Genomic DNA, 15,385 nt, shown 5'->3' with positions numbered 1-15,385 from the left:
AATATTAAATATTAACAAATAAATCTAAAACTTAATTGAAAAATCCATAGTTATATCACTTCCAACTCATACATCTCCCTAACCGCATTACAGCCATAGATAGCTTCTGCTTGGGACAGATCTTTCAAGGTCAAGACTTTCTCTTCTACCTGTCCTGTTTCCAGCAAATGCTGACGATAGATTCCTGGCAAAATTCCAAATATGATAGGCGGTGTGTAGAGCTTCCCAGCGATTTTCAGAACCAGATTTCCAATAGAGGTTTCCAGCAATTCTCCTGCTGCATTATGGTAAATGATTTCTTGTTTATCTAGATTTAAATGCGGTCTGTGAGTGGTTTTGAAGTAGGTAAATGCTTGCTGTAAATCCGCTTCCTGTAGACAGAGTTGAGCTTGGCAGAAGCTTGGACTAAGGGAGGTTAATACTTGACGACTGAGTTCCAGCTCTCCAGACTTGTTAAGAGTAATTCGCAAACGATAGTCTTGGTGGGAATCGCAAGCTTGGCACTCTTCCTCTATCCTTTGTCTCAGGTCTTCCGGATCAAAAGGATAGGCAAAATACCGACTCGCCTTTGTCAGTCTTTCCAGATGTTGATCTTCAAACAGCAGTTGTTTTTGGCTGATTTTCCCAGTTGTAATCAATTGGAAACGAGCTTGTTTACGATAGAGAACAGCCGCCTTTTGATGAACCTCTCGGTATTCAGATTCCCAAGTACTATCCCAAGTAATCCCTCCGCCAACTCCATAGATAGCTTGCCCTTGATGCAGTTGAATGGTTCGAATGGCGACATTGAAAATTCGTCGCCCATTTGGAAGCAAGAGACCAATCGTTCCGCAGTAGACTCCACGCGGTTGAGGCTCCAAGTTCTTGATGATTTCCATGGTCGCAATTTTCGGAGCTCCCGTTATGGAACCACAAGGAAAGAGTGAGCGAAAAATGGCAACCAAGTCCACATCCGGTCGCAACTGACTCTTGATAGTCGAAGTCATCTGCCAAACAGTCGAATACTGCTCCACCTGGCACAGACGCTCCACGTGCTCGCTCCCCACTTCAGAAATACGGTTCATATCATTGCGCAAGAGGTCCACAATCATCATATTTTCAGAGCGATTTTTGGGATCCTGTTCTAGCCAACTGGCCAGCTCTAGGTCTTCTTGGTCAATCACTCCCCGCTGGGTTGTTCCCTTCATTGGTCGCGTTGTCAACTCACGGTCATTTTGCTCAAAAAAGAGCTCTGGGCTCATGGAAATCACTGCCATCTCGTCATGTTCAACATAGGCATTGTAGCCCGCCTCCTGTTCTACCACCATGCGATTGTAGATGGCAAAAGGATTGGCACTTAAGTCTTGCTTGAGTTGGACGGTGTAGTTGACCTGATAGGTGTCCCCCTGACGCAAATGATGGTGTATCTGCCCAATAGCTTTTTCATAGTCTGCTGCAGATGTTACTTCCTGCCATTTTGAAGGCAAATCTACTTCCTCATAAGTCAAAGGAATAGGGGATGTTTCCACCCCATCATGAACAGTAAAATATAGCAGGTACTCTGCCAGTAAAGGAGCTTTATGAACTGCTAATTTCTCCTCAAAAGCAGGTGCGGCCTCATAGCTGACATAACCCACGACATAATAGCCCTGTTCTTGGTAGCTTTCCACTTGCGCCAGCAAATCTGCCACTTCTGCTAAATCTCTCGTTTTTAACTCTTTGATAGGTTGGGTAAAGGTGTATCTCTCCCCCAAAGCCCTAAAATCAATCACTGTTTTTCTATGCATACCTTTAGTATAGCATAAAAAAGCCGACCTAGAACAGCTAAATCAAGCTTTGTTTACTGATTCCTATAACGAAATATCTTCTCTAAGTTACTTTTTTCTACTTTTGGCAATTCTCTATCAGATGGCACTAGTTTTTCTAGTTAAAGAAGGCCTTATTTGGAACACTTTGCACAAAAATTCAACAAAAAAGAACAGAGGAAGTAATGGTTTCTATACCCTTACTCTCTCTGTCTTTTACTGTTCAGAAATTAAAAATTGATTTGAGGTTTTAATGATGCCTACCGTTTCTTTGACATCTAAATCATCCGTATACAGAAAATGACGTTTCTCACTATTTTTAGCTAAGAAATCATTTCTTGCTTGGATTGATAAATCGCCTGTTCTCTCAATTTCTTTCCGAGAAGAATCCCTATCTTTCAAGGTTTCTTCTTCTGCCATTAGGACACAATATTTTAGCTTAATTTGTTTTTCCTTTAAGAAGGCTGCGATTTTCTTCAGTTGATCTTCAAATATGACATACTCTATCACAACAGTAATGCCACGGTCCAAGAAATTATTGGTCAGGCTGATGATATTATCCCAGAACAAATCCATGTAAAATCCATCATCTTCCCAAGGAGCTACGAGTCCTCCTTTAATCATTAAGTAAATCATATCCCCCTCTATAACCGCACTTTTATCAAAAGAATAGGCCAACTCTTTGCTGACAGTGCTCTTTCCAACACCTGGGGGACCCGAAATGATATAAACACAATTTTCCAACTTTAACCTCTATATACTTGAAATCCATCTCTAACTTATGATCATTCTAAGCCCACTTATGACTTTCTGATAGAATCTTCTGGATACTGCGCACGCGCACCACCGATTAGTTTTGGACGGCTAGCAAGAGCCGTTACGTGGGCATGGCCAATCTCACGCAAAACTGGTCGAATCGGAACCTGCACATGCTTGACATGCATGCCAATTGCAGTATCTCCGATATCAATTCCCGCATGAGCCGTGATGAACTCCACTTCAACAGGGTCCTTCATAAACTTAAAGGCAGCTAGCTGACCCGAACCCCCTGCATGAAGAGTAGGAAGGACACTGACGATTTCCAGACCAAACTGCTCTGCCACCTGACGTTCAACGACGAGGGCCCGATTGACATGTTCACAACCTTGAACAGCTAGATGAATTCCTTTCCCTTCCAGGATATCTAGAATTGTCTTCACAATGATTTCCCCAATTTCTTGGCTTGATTCCTTACCAATTTGTCCACCTAAAACTTCGCTAGAAGATAGACCTAGGACAAAGAGGCTTCCTTCATGCAATCCAGCCTTTTTCAAAATATCTTCAATTACCTGCTGTGTTTCTGTTTCAATTCTACTTTTGTCCATCACTCTTAACCTCATTTTTCTCCTACTATCATATCTTTTTTTACTGATTTTATCAAGACGGACTGATCATTCTGATTTTTAAAAGTAAAACTCCCAGAATTGACTGGGAGTTAACTAGTTTCTATTCTATTTATGTATATTTCAACCGTCGTCCCTTTTTCGGGTGCAGAATTGATCTTCATCTGATAGTTTTCTCCAAAATGAAGTTTGAGGCGTTGATCAACGTTTTGCAAACCAACTCCCCCACGTTTGAGGTTACTCTGACTACTATCGCCGGCAACTTGGAAACCAATGCCGTCATCCTCAATGCGGATGACCAATCCTGAATCCTGTCTCTGGACAGAGACTCTAATATGACCCTGACCTTCCTTCTCCTTGATGCCATGGTAAAGAGCATTTTCCACCAAGGGTTGCAGGACCAGCTTAGGCAAGACTAAATTATCAAAGGCAGGATTTTCATCAATTTCATATTCCAGCTTATCTCCATAGCGTTGTTTCTGGATAAAGAGGTACTGGCGGACATGATTGATTTCATCAGACAGGCAAATCAAGTCCTTACCTTGATTGAGCGCCAAGCGAAAATAGGTCGCCAAGGACTTGGTCACCTGAACCACTCGCTGACTATCCTGAAATTCAGCCATCCAGATGATAGTATCTAGGGTATTATAGAGGAAATGGGGGTTAATCTGACTCGATAGGGCTTGAAGTTCGTACTGCCGGGTCGCTTCTTCCTGCCTGCGAATAGCTGCCATCAGCTGATCAACCTGATCCAACATGGCATTGAACTGGCGAGTCACTTCTCTCAGTTCATAGGCACCAGCTTCCTTGGCACGAAGATTCTGATCACCAGAAGCAATTTTCAGCATAGTTTCTCTCAAATCCTCCAAAGGCGCAATCCAGCGTTTGAGACTGAACCACACCAAGCAGAGACAGGCAAGAAGAGATGTGACACTAGCCCCCAGCAAGGTCCACATGAGTTGACTCCGAACCTGGTCTAACTTCTCCAGTGAAGACACACCTATAACCGTCCAATCAGTTCCTGCAATCTTTTCCTGACTCACATAGGATTGGTGGCCTGGAGTATAACCCTGCCCTGTCTCAATATAGGGTTTCATGGCCTCCATTTCGCTAGACGAACTATAAACTGTGTGTTGAGGATGGTAAACAAATTCATGCTTTTCATTGATGATAAAGGCAAAGCCCTGCTGACCTAACTGAAGTTGATTTAGATAGGCTTCCAGAGTTTCATAAGAAATATCCAAGCGAAGCACGCCCAAATTAACTCCCTTTGCATCAACAAGTTCTTGAGTGACAGAAATAACCCACTGGCTGTCTGATTTACGAGCTGGGGTCAAAACGGGCATGGCTCCCTGATGAATGGCCTTTTGGTACCAGTCCTCAGCCATCATATCTGAGGAAGTTTTCATCTGCACACTGTCATCTGTAGAAATGACCTGACCGGATTTGGTTACCAGTACCACCGTTTTCAAATCCTGGTCTGCCTTTAAGATGGTCAAAAACAGATCTCGGATTCCCTTGACCTTGTCTTGACTGGGATTCTCGGCATAGGCTAGGACTTCCGTCTGCTGGGTTAAACTGGTCGAGGTGGTTTCTAATTTTTTGATATAAGACTGGATAAAGTGGCTAGTTTGACTGATAGTCGTCTGGCTATTGCCTTCAATGGTAGCCTCAATGGCTGAAGAACTAGATTGATAGTAGAAAGTCCCAACCACAGCCAGGAGAATGAGAAATACTAGAAAGATGGAAATAACCATTCTAACTAGGAGAGAAGAACGTTTCATTGGCCTTCCCCCTTCTTAAACTGACGAGGTGTCACACCCGCAATCTGTTTAAAGCGTTGGGTAAAGTAGTTCATATCTTCAAAACCAACCTTCTCTGCGATCTCATAAATCTTTAAATCCGTTGTCAAGAGCAAGAGCTTAGCTTGTTTGACACGTTCTCGCACCAAATAATCCTGAAAAGGTAGGCCCAACTCTTTCTTAATCAAGGAGCTCAGATAAGTCGAACTAAAACCCAAGTCACTGGCCAAGCTCTTTAAACTGAATTGGCTATCAGCTAGATGAGACTGGATCTTCTGGGCTATATTTCCTTCAAACTTATCAGTCAGTAAATCTTGTAACTGCTCTTCCTTTTCTTCCTTATCTAGTTTTTGCTTGATTTTCCCCAACATTTCCTCAATATCCTGACGAGAAAAGGGTTTGAGCAGGTAGTCATCCACACCGAGTTTGACAGCAGACAAGGCATAATCAAAATCATCGTAACCCGTTAAAAAGACCAAATGAACTTGTGGATAGGTTTCTCGTACCAGACTGGCCAACTGGATGCCATTTAGCTGAGGCATGTTGATATCGGTTAAAATGATATCTGGCACCTGCTTTTGAATCAAGTCCCAAGCCTGCCTACCATTTTCAGCCTGACCGATGATTTCCATATCGTAGGCTGCTACATTGACCAGCTTGCTCAAGCCTTGTCTTACCAGATACTCATCTTCTACGATTAAGATTGTGTAGGTCATGCTCTGCTCCTTTCCCACTTACTAGTATCAGTATAGCAAAATTCTCCTCTAACTGCTTAGGAAAGCCCTCTTAATCGACATAATCTAGTAAATAAGCATAGCCTTTTTCTGCCATTTGATCTTTGGGAATAAAGCGGATAGAGAGACTATTGATACAGTAGCGCAAGCCCCCCTTGTCCTGTGGACCGTCCGTAAAGACATGGCCAAGGTGAGAATTTCCAACTCGGCTTCTCACTTCCATACGTGTCATATTGTAGGACTTATCTTCTTTGTAGGTGGCAACATCTGGACTGATTGGCTGGGTAAAACTAGGCCAGCCACAACCAGACTCAAACTTGTCCTTTGATGAAAAGAGGGGTTCGCCAGTTGCCACATCTACATAGATACCAGATTCAAACTTATCCCAGTAGCGATTTGAAAAAGCCCGTTCTGTTTGATTTTTCTGGGTAACTGCATACTCCTCAGGTGACAAGGTCTTTTTCAATTCTTCATCACTTGGTTTAGGATATTTGCTGGCATCAATGACAGGATAGGCTGCCTGATTGACATTGATATGACAGTAGCCATTTGGATTTTTCTTAAGATAGTCTTGGTGGTAATCCTCAGCCACCACAAAATTCTTCAAGGCCTCCTTTTCAACTGCCAGAGGTTGGTCGTATTTCTTAGCCACTTCATCAAAGACTTGGTTGATTACTTCCAAATCCTTTTCATCTGTGTAATAAACACCAGTACGGTACTGGGTTCCCACATCATTTCCTTGTTTATTTTTGCTGGTTGGATTGATAATACGGAAGTAATGAAGCAGGATTTCCTTGAGGGAAATTTGATTAGCATCATAGGTGACATGGACAGTCTCCGCATGTCCAGTTTGATTGATCAATTCGTACTTGGTTGTTTCCCCTCTACCATTTGCATAGCCTGAAACGGCATCTGTCACTCCAGGTACGCGTGAGAAGTATTCCTCCACTCCCCAGAAACATCCCCCAGCTAGATAAATTTCGTGCAAGTTTGCATCTTTACTAACTTCTGTTTTTTTCACTGTTTTTCCTCCTTGGCTAACTGACGCTTTCTCTATTTGCGAGCTATCTGTCTGCCCTGAATTTCGCATCAATAGAAAATAGAAACCGGTTAGGACTAGGAGAATGACCCCTGCCAAGACAAAAAGTTTTACTTTATCATTCATAGCCTTTCTCTACCCCATTTCCTTTAATGATTTTAAAATCATATCCTTATCCATAAAACCTGGTTGCGTTTTGACTAGCTTGCCTTCCTTGTCTATAAAGGCTTGAGTCGGGTAAGAACGAACACCATAACTTTCCAAAAGTTTGCCTGACGGATCAATTAAAACCGGTAAATTTTTATAATCCAATCCCTTGTACCAGTTCTTAAAGTCTGCTTCCGCTTGTTCTCCCTTGTGACCAGGAGACACCACTGTCAAGACCACATAGTCATCACCTGAATCCTTAGCAATTTCATCCGTATCTGGAAGACTGGCTAAACAGATAGAACACCAAGAAGCCCAGAATTTAAGATAGATTTTCTTGCCTTTGTAGTCAGATAAACGATAGGTCTTACCATCTACTCCTGTTAGTTCAAAATCAGCAACCGCCTGACCTTTAGTCGCAGTTTGTGAACTGACTTGTTCTGTTTTGGTTTGCTCCTTCATAGTAGCTTCGTCTGACATGTTTTTAGCCGAACAGGCTGTCAAACAACAAATTGAGCCGACTCCAAGGAGACATGTTTTCCATTTTTTCATTTCTTCTTCCTCTCTATTCAAATAATCTTGTCAAAATATAAGCATTCCCCAAAAGCACCAAGATTCCCATCACGATAATGAGGAAACCACCCACTTTTTTGAGGGTTCCGAGATAAGGATGGAGTTTTCGAAAATGTTTCAAAACATAGCTGGAGGCGAGAGCTAGAACCAAAAATGGTAGCGCCAAACCCAGCGTGTAAACCAACATGAGACCAGCTCCCTGCCAAGCACCTGAACCACCTGAAGCCGCCAAAGCTAAAACAGACCCCAGAACTGGCCCCACACATGGCGTCCAAGCAAAACTAAAGGTTAAACCCAGTAAAAATGCCTGACTATAGCCGTTACCCTTTTGCCCCTGTCTCTTTAATTGTAGCCTTCTTTCCTTGTAAAGTCTCATAAAATGTAAGACTTCCATCTGGTGCAAGCCCAAAAGAATGATTACTATGCCTGTCACATACTGAAACCAAGAGGCATACAGCAAATTGCCTAAAAAACCAGCTCCATAGCCCAGTAAGATAAAGATAAAAGAAATCCCCGCTATAAAGGCCAAAGTTCGCAATAAACTAACAAGTGAGATTGACAATTTTTCGCTAGAAGCCTGAGCACCATCTTTGTCATCCAGCAAGACCCCTGCATAGACCGGCAACAAAGGTAAAATACAAGGAGAAAAGAAGGAAAGAATTCCAGCAAGAAAAACACTGATAAAAAAGAATACACTGTCCATATCTTTTTACTCTTCTTTCTTTTGATAAGTCTATTATAATTCCCAAGTCTAAGAAAAAACAGGGACAATGATAGGGAAAAATAGGAATTTAATCAGCTTATTTAGAAATCTTACGAAAAAAAGCCAGACAAGGTCTGACTTTGATAGAAACAGAAAAGAAAATCACCTGTCTTCCCTACTTATCTGGTAATAAATAAGGTGTGCAACGTAGTCTTTTCTCTCCACACCATTGGTAACCGTCTTAAGATAGGACATCCCCGCCTTTTCCATCACACGACCTGAAGCTGGGTTGAGACTGGCATAACGTGCTCTGACCTTTTGAAATCCTGCTTGAGTAAAACAAAAGTCTAACACAGCTTTCAAGGCCTCCGTCATCATACCACGACCCCAATAATCTTTTCCTAAAACATACCCAATCTCACAGCTAGAGTCAATCTCATCCATCTCAACGATGCTGATATCTCCTGTCACTTGCTCTGGGTTTTCTTTGAGACAAATGGCCCATTCGTAATAGTTGAGATTGGCATAGGAAGCAACCCAATTGCGAATAGAGTTTCGAGTTAGCTCAACATCAGGATGAGGATCCCTTTAGGGATGATAGTGGTAAGTGATACTCAAGCCTCTTTGAGAGGCGAGTGACGAGTCAAGAGCAATAAGGCTTGAACAACGTGAAAGCCAGCGTCTTTAGGCGCTGGCTAGTAATTTGGGCTTATAGCCCTGGTGCAAACCACCCGTTAGACGGGTGGTCATGATTCTCCATTTGTTCGAACGTAAGCTGCAATGACATCTGCTGTGTACTGGGCTGTACCAGATCCAAACTTGTCAATATTTTCCTTGAACTCTGGGTTGTAGACGTAACCTTTACCGATATGACCGAATACCTCAATAGAGCAGTCAAATCCATAAGTACGAATAGCTTGCAAGAGTTTAGCAGCTTCTTCTTGATTTTCGTCTGCTGTTGCAGCTAGTCCATTTTTAAGGTTTTTTGCCAGAGCTTGAAAAACTTGGTTAAAGGCGGCCGTAGACTCATCTTCACGACCTTTTTGTCGCTCGAGGGCTTGATCCATGACTTCTTGTCCATACTTCTCTACCGCTTCTTGGTGGTATTTTTGATTGTCTTGATAGCTAAATCCAGTGAATTTTTCCTCAATGGTCATTTTTCTTTCTCCTTTTTGTTCTTGAATGGTTTTTTGCAAGGTGGAAATCAAGGTATCCAGATGTTGCCTTTCTCGAGTTAAATAGTCCAACTGCCTAGTCAAATGGGGCAATAAATCTGTCCTTTCTTCCTTTAATAGCTCTGCTATTTTTTCTAAAGAAAAGCCTAGATATTTGTAATACAGAATGACCTGAAGGCGTTCCAAATCCTCTTGACTGTAGGTTCGATAGCCGTTTTCCGACTTTAACGGAACCAAGAGTCCTATCTTATCGTAGTGGTGCAGGGTCTTGACAGAGACACCTGAAAGCTGCGCAGCTTCTTTTATATGGTACATGATTTCCTCCTTACAAGGATAGTATAAACCCTACCCTTAGGTCAGAGTCAAGTGTTTTTGCGAAAATTTTTAACTTTTTGAGAAAGGTGTGAAAACTTGAAAATGGTTTTCTTGACAGACCTCAGAAAACATGATAGGATAGTCAAGTCTATCAATCAAACAGAAGGCTCATAAAGAGCCATTGAGAGAAGGCTATTTGACAACTCAAGTAGCCTTTTCTTATTTTGAAAAAGGAGATCAGAGTTTAACTATGTCAGAAAAATCGCAATGGGGCTCGAAACTAGGCTTTATTCTAGCATCTGCTGGTTCAGCCATCGGGCTTGGTGCCGTTTGGAAGTTTCCCTACATGACTGCTGCAAATGGCGGTGGAGGCTTTTTACTGGTCTTTCTCATTTCCACTATTTTAATCGGTTTTCCACTCCTGCTTGCTGAGTTTGCCCTTGGCCGTAGTGCTGGCGTTTCTGCTATCAAAACCTTTGGAAAACTTGGCAACAACAGCAAATACAATTTTATCGGTTGGATTGGTGCCTTTGCCCTCTTTATCCTCCTATCCTTTTACAGTGTTATTGGAGGATGGATTTTAGTCTATCTGGGTATTGAGTTTGGGAAATTATTCCAGCTTGGTGGAACGGGTGATTATGCTCAGTTATTCACTTCAATCATTTCAAATCCAGCCATTGCCTTAGGAGCTCAAGCTGCCTTTATCTTGTTGAATATCTTTATTGTATCACGTGGGGTTCAAAAAGGGATTGAAAGAGCATCTAAGGTTATGATGCCTCTGCTCTTTATCATTTTTGTCGTCATCATCGGGCGCTCTCTCAGCTTGCCAAATGCCATGGAAGGCGTTCTCTACTTCCTCAAACCAGACTTTTCAAAACTAACCAGTGCTGGCCTCCTCTATGCTCTGGGACAATCTTTCTTTGCCCTCTCACTAGGGGTGACAGCCATGCTGACCTATGCGTCCTACTTGGATAAGAAAACCAATCTGGTCCAGTCAGGAATTTCTATTGTAGCCATGAATATCTCGGTATCCATTATGGCAGGACTGGCTATTTTCCCAGCTATGTCAGCCTTCAATATCCAGTCTGAAGGGGGACCTAGCCTGCTCTTTATCGTCTTGCCTCAACTCTTTGACAAGATGCCTTTTGGAACCATTTTCTACATCCTCTTCCTTTTGCTCTTCCTCTTTGCGACGGTCACTTCTTCTGTCGTGATGCTGGAAATCAATGTGGGCAATATCACCAACCAGGACAACCGCAAGCGTGCTAAATGGAGTGCCATTTTAGGAATCTTGACCTTCGTCTTTGGAATTCCTTCAGCCCTATCCTATGGAGTTATGTCGGATGTTCATATTTTGGGTAAAACCTTCTTTGATGCCATGGATTTCTTGGTTTCCAATCTCCTCATGCCCTTTGGAGCTCTCTGCCTTTCACTCTTTACAGGCTACATTTTTAAGAAGACACTTGCTATGGAGGAACTCCATCTTGATGAAAGAACATGGAAACAGAGACTTTTCCAAGTCTGGCTCTTCCTTCTTCGTTTTATCATTCCAATTATCATCATTGTGGTCTTTATCGCCCAATTTATGTAATCAAAAAGGACTTGAGAATATCTCTCAAGTCCTTTCTTTTTATGGATGACTAACAATCAATTCCAAACCTTGTCCCTCTATCGTCCAAGCTTCAACATCACTTGGCAAGATAAAGTGGCTCCCTTTTTGGATTGGATAGTTTTTTCCGTCAACAGTAAGCTGACCTTGACCAGTCAAGACGCTAAACAAGCTATAGTCAGCTGTCTTTTCAAAGTCAACTTTGCCAGTAATTTCCCACTTGTAAACTGCGAAGAATTCATTGGATACAAGGAGAGTGGAACGTAGATCATCTGCTTTGACAGTGACAGGACGGCTATTAGCAGGCTCGCCAATGTTTAAAACATCGATAGATTTTTCAAGGTGAAGTTCACGCAAGTTGCCCTTGTCGTCCTTGCGGTCAAAGTCATAGACACGGTAGGTGGTATCGCTAGACTGCTGGGTTTCAAGGATTAAGATACCCGCCCCAATAGCGTGCATGGTTCCACTTGGTACATAGAAGAAATCACCAGCCTTAACTGGCACTTTTGTCAGTAAGGCATCCCAGTTCTTGTCCTCAATTTGCTGACGGAGTTCTTCTTTTGACTTGGCATTATGACCATAGATAATCTCTGATCCTTCATCTGCAGCGATGATATACCAGCATTCTGTTTTTCCGAGCTCGCCTTCATGTTCTAATCCATAGGCATCGTCTGGGTGAACTTGGACACTGAGCCAGTCATTGGCATCAAGAATTTTAGTCAAAAGTGGAAATACAGGTTCTGGACGGTTGCCAAACAATTCACGGTGCTCCGCATACAATGTAGCTAAATCTGTTCCCTCAAAGCGCCCATTAGCCACCTTTGAAACCCCATTTGGGTGAGCTGAGATAGCCCAGTATTCCCCGATTTTTTCACTTGGAATGTCGTAACCAAACTCATCACGTAGCTTGGTACCACCCCAGATTTTTTCTTGCATAACTGATTGTAAAAATAATGGTTCTGACATGTCGATCTCCTGTCTGATTTTTCTCCCCTCATTATAGCAAAAAAAGAGTTCGAATTGAACTCTTTTTCAGTTCTTATAAAGTAGGGAGAAGATTTTATAAAAATAGTGAAGAAATCCCCCTCATATGCTATAACTTTTTTGGCGTTCAAACTCTACTATGCCCTTATTTCATTCGGTAGAAATCAAGCACTAGACCCGCAGATCCTCTAACTAATAAGGACTCTGTTCCTTTTAAATCAAAGCTGTGATAGCAGTTACTAGGCCAAAAACGATACCCGGTGCATTGGCAGCTGCAAGTGGAATATCTCTTTCCTTTTTGAAAAGACCGTAGTAAACCCAAAGACTACAGTTAATGGCTGCGACCAAGGGTTGGATGAAGTTTCCTTTTTGACCAGCCAGGTTGTTCATGATTTGTGGGAAGTAAGACACGTACATCATAACAGACATGAAGGTCGCTACCCAACCCAAAACTTTCATTTGTTTTTCAGACATTTTCAAAACCTCTTTCATTTTTATGAATCATATTTTATAATCTTTTTTCAAAACAATCAAGACTTTGAAGCTTTTGTTATGAAGATGTAAACTATCACAATCTTGTGATAAGAAAGAGTAAACAGAAAAAGACCGGATTACTCCGATCTTCTAATAATTCACATTCTCAATTTCTGTTTTAAAAATAGCTAAGGTTAACGTCAAATGACTACGCGCCCTATTTCATACGATAAAAATCAAGCACTAGACCAGCAGGTCCTCTAACTAATAAGGATTCTGTTCCCCAATCGGTTTCAGAAGGACCGTGTAAAATCTCGGCACCAAACTCTTTCAACCGTTGATAGTTCTGCTCTACATCCTCAACCTCGATGTGAAGAATGATGCCTGACTGAAAATTGTCCAAAGGAATCAGGTGATTTTGTGATAACATGAGACAATGACTGCCAATCGTAAACTGAGCAAAACCGTCATCAACATAGTCTGACTTTTTATCCAAAAGACGCTCCAAGTCAGCACAGACTTGGGGAACATTTGAAACGATAATATCTAATTGATTTAAATTCATTTGTTATCCTCCATAAAAAGACCGGATTGCTCCGATCTTTTCAAGTTCCGCTCTAAGAAAATCAAGTTATAAACAAGGCATCGAACCGCAGGCAGTACTAGGGTATGGCAAGGTGAAGATGACAGAGTTTACATTTGATTTTCGACGAGAGGAATTATTTAATTGCGCGTGATTGCAATCCTTCTTCTTCCAAGAAGAGGCGGAATGGTACGAGTTCTTCTGCTTCGTATTTTTCCTTGAAGGCTTTGATTGCTTCTTCTGAGTGAAGTTTTGGATCGAGTTCAAGTACTTCTACTGGAAGTGGACGGTGTTGCGTGATGCGAGCATCGATGACAACAGTTTTACCTTCTTTGTTGAGTTTCACAGCTTCTGCAACGACTGCGTCGATGTCTTCAATACGGTCTACTGTAAATCCAACAGCACCTTGTGCTTCAGCGATTTTCGCATAGTCAGCATTAGGGAAGTCACAACCAAACAAGTGTTTATTTGTGTCTTCGTATTTGTCCTTGATGAAGGCATATTTACCATTTGAGAAGACAACGTTGATAACTGGAAGGTCGTATTGAACGTTTGTGATCACGTCTGGGTAGCACATGTTGAATGCACCGTCACCCATGATGTTCCATACTTGGCGATCTGGATTGTCTTTCTTAGCAGCGATACCACCAGGAAGGGCGATACCCATTGTCGCAAAGAGTGGAGATGTACGCCACATGTTCTTAGGTGTCATGTGAAGGTGACGAGTAGATGTTTGAGTAGTGTCACCTACGTCGATTGAGTAGATAGCGTCTTGATCAGCATGTTTATTGATAGCATTGTAAACTTGGTACAATTGCAATTCACCCTCAGTTTTACCTTCGAGTTTGTTCATGTAATCACGCCAGTTTTGGTTGTTCTTAACGTTTGCACGCCACCATGGAGTAGATTCTACTGGGTTTACTTTGTCAAGGATTGCTTTCGCTGCTTGACCTGCATCACCAAGGATAGAAGCATCAAGGGCATGACGTTTACCAAGTTTGTAAGGGTCAATATCAACTTGGATGAATTTTTCAGTGTTCTTGAAGGCTTCGTAAACTTCAGCAAATGGGAAGTTTGAACCAAGGAAAAGAACGGTATCTGCTTCAAAGACCACTTCGTTAGCTGGTTTCCAACCAACACGGTAAGCAGAACCTGTCAAACCTTCGTAGTTCCATTCAAAGGCTTCAAAGTTTTTACCAGTTGTGATGATTGGTGCTTTGATTTTACGTGACAATTCAGTAATCACTTCACCAGCTTTGACACCACCGTAACCAGCATAGATAACTGGACGTTCAGCCTTGTTCAAAATTTCAACAGCTTTGTCGATTTCAACTTCGTTCAAAGCAGGAGCGATGAATGAACGCTCGTATGAACCTGATCCATAGTATGAGTTTTCGTCGATTTCTTGGAAACCGAAGTTTACTGGGATTTCAACAACAGCTGGACCTTTTTTAGAAACTGCAGCACGGCAAGCTTCGTCAATTACTTTTGGCAATTGCTCAGCGTAAGCTACACGTTTGTTGTAGACTGCGATACCGTTGTACATTGGGTTTTGGTTCAATTCTTGGAAGGCATCCATGTTGAGTTCGTTAACCGGACGTGATCCAAGGATAGCAAGGAATGGAGTGTTATCCATAGCTGCATCGTAAACACCGTTAATCAAGTGAGTCGCACCTGGACCACCTGAACCAACTGCAACCCCGATTGAGCCGCCGAATTTAGCTTGCATCACCGCTGCAAGAGCACCTGTTTCTTCGTGGCGAACTTGCAAGAAGCGGATATCTTTGTCTTCAGCCAAAGCGTCCATGAGTGAGCTGAGTGTTCCTGATGGGATACCGTAGATGGTGTCTACGCCCCATGTCTTCAATACGTTGAGCATTGCTGCTGATGCAGTAATTTTCCCTTGAGTCATAATAACTCTCCTTCAAAATAATTTCATACATTTACAAAAAGCGCTTTTATATGTTGTTTGAAAGCGATTCAGTAAATTTACAATCCTAATTTACCACATTTACTTTGAGTATCCTAAGAATGTGCTCAGAAGTTTTCATTCTCTATTACAGCACAGATTGAAAACGATT

General features: G+C 42.1%; 14 protein-coding genes and 1 pseudogene. 1 reads left to right on the top strand and 14 read right to left on the bottom strand.

The annotated features are described in order from the left end of the window. Positions 1 to 50: 50 nt before the first annotated feature. From pabB to FGK98_RS02845, 10 genes and pseudogenes are all read right to left on the bottom strand, one after another. Positions 51 to 1,766 (bottom strand): aminodeoxychorismate synthase component I, encoded by a 1,716-nt coding sequence (gene pabB / locus FGK98_RS02895; protein ID WP_138099948.1) that lies wholly within the window; start codon positions 1,764 to 1,766, stop codon positions 51 to 53. A gap of 234 nt (positions 1,767 to 2,000) precedes the next feature. Then, a complete protein-coding gene (locus FGK98_RS02890; RefSeq protein ID WP_138099947.1) occupies positions 2,001 to 2,528 on the bottom strand; it encodes an AAA family ATPase in 528 nt (175 codons plus the stop codon). Between the two features lie 56 nt (positions 2,529 to 2,584). After that, the gene (locus FGK98_RS02885) at positions 2,585 to 3,148 is read right to left on the bottom strand and encodes a TIGR01440 family protein (protein ID WP_138099946.1); all 564 of its coding nucleotides are present in this window, start codon (positions 3,146 to 3,148) and stop codon (positions 2,585 to 2,587) included. A gap of 110 nt (positions 3,149 to 3,258) precedes the next feature. Further along, complete coding sequence (locus FGK98_RS02880; protein ID WP_138099945.1) at positions 3,259 to 4,950, bottom strand: cache domain-containing sensor histidine kinase; 1,692 nt, start codon at positions 4,948 to 4,950, stop codon at positions 3,259 to 3,261. Continuing rightward, the gene (locus tag FGK98_RS02875) at positions 4,947 to 5,684 is read right to left on the bottom strand and encodes a response regulator transcription factor (RefSeq protein ID WP_138099944.1); all 738 of its coding nucleotides are present in this window, start codon (positions 5,682 to 5,684) and stop codon (positions 4,947 to 4,949) included. The genes FGK98_RS02880 and FGK98_RS02875 overlap by 4 nt, the downstream gene beginning before the upstream one ends. Before the next feature lie 70 nt (positions 5,685 to 5,754). Next, positions 5,755 to 6,867, bottom strand: a complete 1,113-nt coding sequence (msrB, locus tag FGK98_RS02870; RefSeq protein ID WP_138099943.1) for a peptide-methionine (R)-S-oxide reductase MsrB — start codon at positions 6,865 to 6,867, stop codon at positions 5,755 to 5,757. 9 nt (positions 6,868 to 6,876) lie between these two features. Further along, a complete protein-coding gene (locus FGK98_RS02865; RefSeq protein ID WP_138099942.1) occupies positions 6,877 to 7,440 on the bottom strand; it encodes a redoxin family protein in 564 nt (187 codons plus the stop codon). A 13-nt stretch (positions 7,441 to 7,453) separates the two neighbouring features. Further along, the gene (gene ccdA2 / locus FGK98_RS02860) at positions 7,454 to 8,164 is read right to left on the bottom strand and encodes a thiol-disulfide oxidoreductase-associated membrane protein CcdA2 (protein WP_138099941.1); all 711 of its coding nucleotides are present in this window, start codon (positions 8,162 to 8,164) and stop codon (positions 7,454 to 7,456) included. Positions 8,165 to 8,326: 162 nt separating this feature from the next. Further along, positions 8,327 to 8,749: pseudogene (locus FGK98_RS02855) on the bottom strand (GNAT family N-acetyltransferase); the annotation flags it as partial. Positions 8,750 to 8,910: 161 nt separating this feature from the next. Further along, positions 8,911 to 9,654, bottom strand: coding sequence for a MerR family transcriptional regulator (locus tag FGK98_RS02845; RefSeq protein WP_138099940.1), 744 nt, complete (start codon positions 9,652 to 9,654; stop codon positions 8,911 to 8,913). 250 nt (positions 9,655 to 9,904) lie between these two features. Between FGK98_RS02845 and FGK98_RS02840 the strand changes: the two genes are divergently transcribed. Then, a complete protein-coding gene (locus FGK98_RS02840; RefSeq protein WP_138099939.1) occupies positions 9,905 to 11,245 on the top strand; it encodes a sodium-dependent transporter in 1,341 nt (446 codons plus the stop codon). Positions 11,246 to 11,284: 39 nt separating this feature from the next. On the opposite strand, the gene manA is transcribed toward FGK98_RS02840, so the two are convergent. The 4 genes from manA to spxB all read right to left on the bottom strand — a co-directional run bounded on the left by manA (position 11,285) and on the right by spxB (position 15,216). Next, a complete protein-coding gene (gene manA, locus FGK98_RS02835) occupies positions 11,285 to 12,229 on the bottom strand; it encodes a mannose-6-phosphate isomerase, class I (RefSeq protein ID WP_138099938.1) in 945 nt (314 codons plus the stop codon). 231 nt (positions 12,230 to 12,460) lie between these two features. Beyond that, positions 12,461 to 12,721: a SemiSWEET family transporter gene (locus tag FGK98_RS02830; RefSeq protein ID WP_001291476.1), complete on the bottom strand. Its 261-nt coding sequence runs from the start codon at positions 12,719 to 12,721 to the stop codon at positions 12,461 to 12,463. 217 nt (positions 12,722 to 12,938) lie between these two features. Then, positions 12,939 to 13,286 carry a VOC family protein gene (locus FGK98_RS02825; RefSeq protein WP_138099937.1) on the bottom strand — a complete coding sequence of 116 codons (348 nt, stop codon included), beginning with the start codon at positions 13,284 to 13,286 and terminating at the stop codon, positions 12,939 to 12,941. Between the two features lie 154 nt (positions 13,287 to 13,440). After that, positions 13,441 to 15,216 carry a pyruvate oxidase gene (gene spxB / locus FGK98_RS02820; protein ID WP_084940127.1) on the bottom strand — a complete coding sequence of 592 codons (1,776 nt, stop codon included), beginning with the start codon at positions 15,214 to 15,216 and terminating at the stop codon, positions 13,441 to 13,443. Positions 15,217 to 15,385 lie beyond the last annotated feature (169 nt).

Origin of the sequence: Streptococcus australis, from assembly GCF_901543175.1 — a bacterium.
Classification (GTDB): Bacteria; Bacillota; Bacilli; order Lactobacillales; family Streptococcaceae; genus Streptococcus; species Streptococcus australis_A.
Note: the sequence above shows the minus strand (reverse complement) of the source record. Positions and strands in the feature narration are given on the sequence as shown.

Bases quoted from the DNA above. Each gene is read 5' to 3' on its own strand.
- pabB (WP_138099948.1), bottom strand. From the start codon at position 1,766: ATGCATAGAAAAACAGTGATTGATTTTAGGGCTTTGGGGGAGAGATAC.
- FGK98_RS02885 (WP_138099946.1), bottom strand. From the start codon at position 3,148: ATGGACAAAAGTAGAATTGAAACAGAAACACAGCAGGTAATTGAAGAT.
- FGK98_RS02880 (WP_138099945.1), bottom strand. From the start codon at position 4,950: ATGAAACGTTCTTCTCTCCTAGTTAGAATGGTTATTTCCATCTTTCTA.
- FGK98_RS02875 (WP_138099944.1), bottom strand. From the start codon at position 5,684: ATGACCTACACAATCTTAATCGTAGAAGATGAGTATCTGGTAAGACAA.
- msrB (WP_138099943.1), bottom strand. From the start codon at position 6,867: ATGAATGATAAAGTAAAACTTTTTGTCTTGGCAGGGGTCATTCTCCTA.
- FGK98_RS02865 (WP_138099942.1), bottom strand. From the start codon at position 7,440: ATGAAAAAATGGAAAACATGTCTCCTTGGAGTCGGCTCAATTTGTTGT.
- ccdA2 (WP_138099941.1), bottom strand. From the start codon at position 8,164: ATGGACAGTGTATTCTTTTTTATCAGTGTTTTTCTTGCTGGAATTCTT.
- FGK98_RS02845 (WP_138099940.1), bottom strand. From the start codon at position 9,654: ATGTACCATATAAAAGAAGCTGCGCAGCTTTCAGGTGTCTCTGTCAAG.
- FGK98_RS02840 (WP_138099939.1), top strand. From the start codon at position 9,905: ATGTCAGAAAAATCGCAATGGGGCTCGAAACTAGGCTTTATTCTAGCA.
- manA (WP_138099938.1), bottom strand. From the start codon at position 12,229: ATGTCAGAACCATTATTTTTACAATCAGTTATGCAAGAAAAAATCTGG.
- FGK98_RS02830 (WP_001291476.1), bottom strand. From the start codon at position 12,721: ATGTCTGAAAAACAAATGAAAGTTTTGGGTTGGGTAGCGACCTTCATG.
- FGK98_RS02825 (WP_138099937.1), bottom strand. From the start codon at position 13,286: ATGAATTTAAATCAATTAGATATTATCGTTTCAAATGTTCCCCAAGTC.
- spxB (WP_084940127.1), bottom strand. From the start codon at position 15,216: ATGACTCAAGGGAAAATTACTGCATCAGCAGCAATGCTCAACGTATTG.